At 65.8% G+C, this 2,480-nt stretch carries 2 protein-coding genes; one reads left to right on the forward strand and one right to left on the reverse strand.

Going from position 1 to position 2,480, the window contains the following annotated elements:
• The first annotated feature begins 107 nt into the window (after positions 1 to 107).
• Entirely contained in the window at positions 108 to 1,391 is a 1,284-nt protein-coding gene (locus VMJ11_RS17020) for a patatin-like phospholipase family protein (protein ID WP_325620558.1), read from the forward strand.
• A gap of 110 nt (positions 1,392 to 1,501) precedes the next feature.
• On the opposite strand, the gene VMJ11_RS17025 is transcribed toward VMJ11_RS17020, so the two are convergent.
• On the reverse strand, positions 1,502 to 2,480 hold a 979-nt coding region (locus VMJ11_RS17025; protein ID WP_325620559.1), incomplete at its 5' end, for an amino acid aminotransferase.

A 2,480-nucleotide genomic window follows, 5' to 3' on the forward strand; every position in this document is an offset into this window, starting at 1 on the left:
TTGTTCCTCTCGGCCTTCCCGAGCGCCGCGTTCACGGGCCAGTCCTTCGTGGTGAGCCACGGCTGGTTCATGCAATAACGCACGCATCGAGCGCAGGAGGCGCGGTCATGGCGCAACGCAAGAAGGGGCAGGTTCAGTCGAGCGCAGTGGGCGAGGAGACCGCCGTGCATACCGGCACGGCGCCGCGACCGCACGTGACCCACTGCGGCGGCGAAACTCAGCAGTGGGAAACCGTTGCGCTCACGCTGCAGGGCGGCGGCGCGCTAGGCGCGTATCAGGCGGGCGTGTATGAGGGCCTTTTCGAGGCAGGCGTCTCGCCCAACTGGATCGCGGGCATCTCGATCGGCGCGCTCAATACCGCGATCATCGCGGGCAATGCGCCCGGGCATCGCGTGGCGCGTTTGCGCGAATTCTGGGAGACGATCTGCCAGCCGGCCTACAGCCCGCCGTTGCCTGCGTTCCTCGAGCACGCGCTCTTCAACTCGGGCGCCGCCGTGCGCAAGACCTTCACGGCCATGCAGGCGGCGGGCGCCGTCGTCGAAGGGCAGAAGGGCTTTTTCGTGCCGCGCTTTCCGCCGCCGCTGCCACATGCGTCCGGCCATCCGGAAAAAGCGAGCTACTACGACACGAAGCCGCTGAAGGCCACGCTCGAACGGCTCTGCGATTTCGATCGCATCAACTCGGGCGAAACGCGTGTTTCCGTGGGCGCGGTCAATGTGGGCAGCGGCAACTTCGTCTATTTCGACAACACGACCACCAGGTTGAGGCCCGAGCACTTCATCGCGTCGGGCGCGCTGCCGCCGGGGTTCGCCGCCGTGGAGATCGACGGCGAGTATTACTGGGACGGCGGCCTGATGTCGAACACGCCGCTCTACGAGGTGATCCAGACCACGCCGCGCCGCGACACGCTCGCGTTTCAGGTGGATCTCTGGAGCGCGCGCGGCCCGGTGCCCGACAACATCACCGACGTGCAGGGCCGCGTGAAGGACATTCAGTATTCGAGCCGCACGCGTCTCGTGACCGACATGCTGCAACGCTCGCAACGGTTCCGCCATGTGCTGCGCGAGGTGATCGAGCGTGTCGCGCCGGAGCATCGCAATGACCCATGGGTGGCGCTGGCGGACGAACTCTCGTGTACGAAGAAGTACAACGTGATCCACCTCATTTACCGGCAAAAGGAATACGAGGGGCACTTCAAGGACTTCCAGTTCGGCACCTCGACGATGCGCGAACATTGGGCGAGCGGCTTGCAGGACATCCGGGCCTCGCTCGGGCAGCCGGGTTGGCTCGACAAGCCGGACAACGACTCGGGCTTCGTCACGCACGATATCCATCGCGACCACACCGGGCGTCATGGCGCGGGGTCGCATGAGGGCGAGGGCAGCGTGTAAGCAAGCACTGCTGAGCGCAAAAGCAAACGGCGCCGTTCGTTCGAACGGCGCCGTTTTTCATGTGCGCGCGGCGCGCCGCCCGGCGCACGGCGCGTCTCGGTCCGGCGTACTTACTTCAACACTTGCGCGACCGCATTTGCGACCGCGTCGAGGTTGCGCATGTTCAGCGCGGCCACGCAGATGCGGCCCGTGCTCACGGCGTAGATGCCGAACTCTTCACGCAGGCGGTCGACTTGCGCGGCGGTCAGGCCCGAGTACGAGAACATGCCGCGTTGCACGTTGATGAAGTTGAAGTCGCGGTCCACGCCGGCGGCCGTGAGGCGCTCGACGAGGCCCGTGCGCATCGCGCGGATGCGGTTGCGCATTTCGCCGAGTTCCGCTTCCCACATTGCGCGCAGGTCGGCCGAGCCGAGCACCGCGGCGACCACCGAGCCGCCGTGCGTCGGCGGGTTCGAGTAGTTCGTGCGGATCACGCGCTTGAGTTGCGAGAGCACGCGAGCCGACTCTTCCTTGCTGTTCGTGATGATCGACAGCGCGCCCACGCGCTCGCCGTAAAGCGAGAACGACTTCGAGAACGACGACGAAACGAATACGTTGAGTTCCGAAGCGGCGAACAGGCGCACGACTTCACCGTCTTCCGTGATGCCGTCGCCGAAGCCCTGGTAGGCGATGTCGAGAAACGGCACGAGGCCACGTGCCTTGACGGCTTCCACGACCTGCTTCCACTGATCGATCGTGAGGTCGACGCCGGTCGGGTTGTGGCAGCATGCGTGCAGCACGACGACCGTGCCCGCGGCGTAGCCGTTCAGCGCGCTCAGCATGCCTTCGAAGTTCACGCCGTTGGTTTGCGCGTCGTAGTACGGGTATGCGACGACTTCGAAGCCTGCGCTTTCGAACAGGGCGCGGTGGTTTTCCCAGCTCGGGTCGCTGATCGCGACCTTCGCATTGGGGTTCACGCGCTTGAGGAAGTCGGCGCCGATCTTCAGCGCGCCCGTGCCGCCCAGTGCCTGCGCCGTGACGACGCGGCCAGCCGCGATCAGCGGCGAATCGTCGCCGAGCAGGAGCTTCTGCACGGCGGCGTCATAGGCG

It is taken from the genome of Paraburkholderia sp. (assembly GCF_035501035.1).
In the GTDB taxonomy this organism is placed as follows: domain Bacteria; phylum Pseudomonadota; class Gammaproteobacteria; order Burkholderiales; family Burkholderiaceae; genus Paraburkholderia.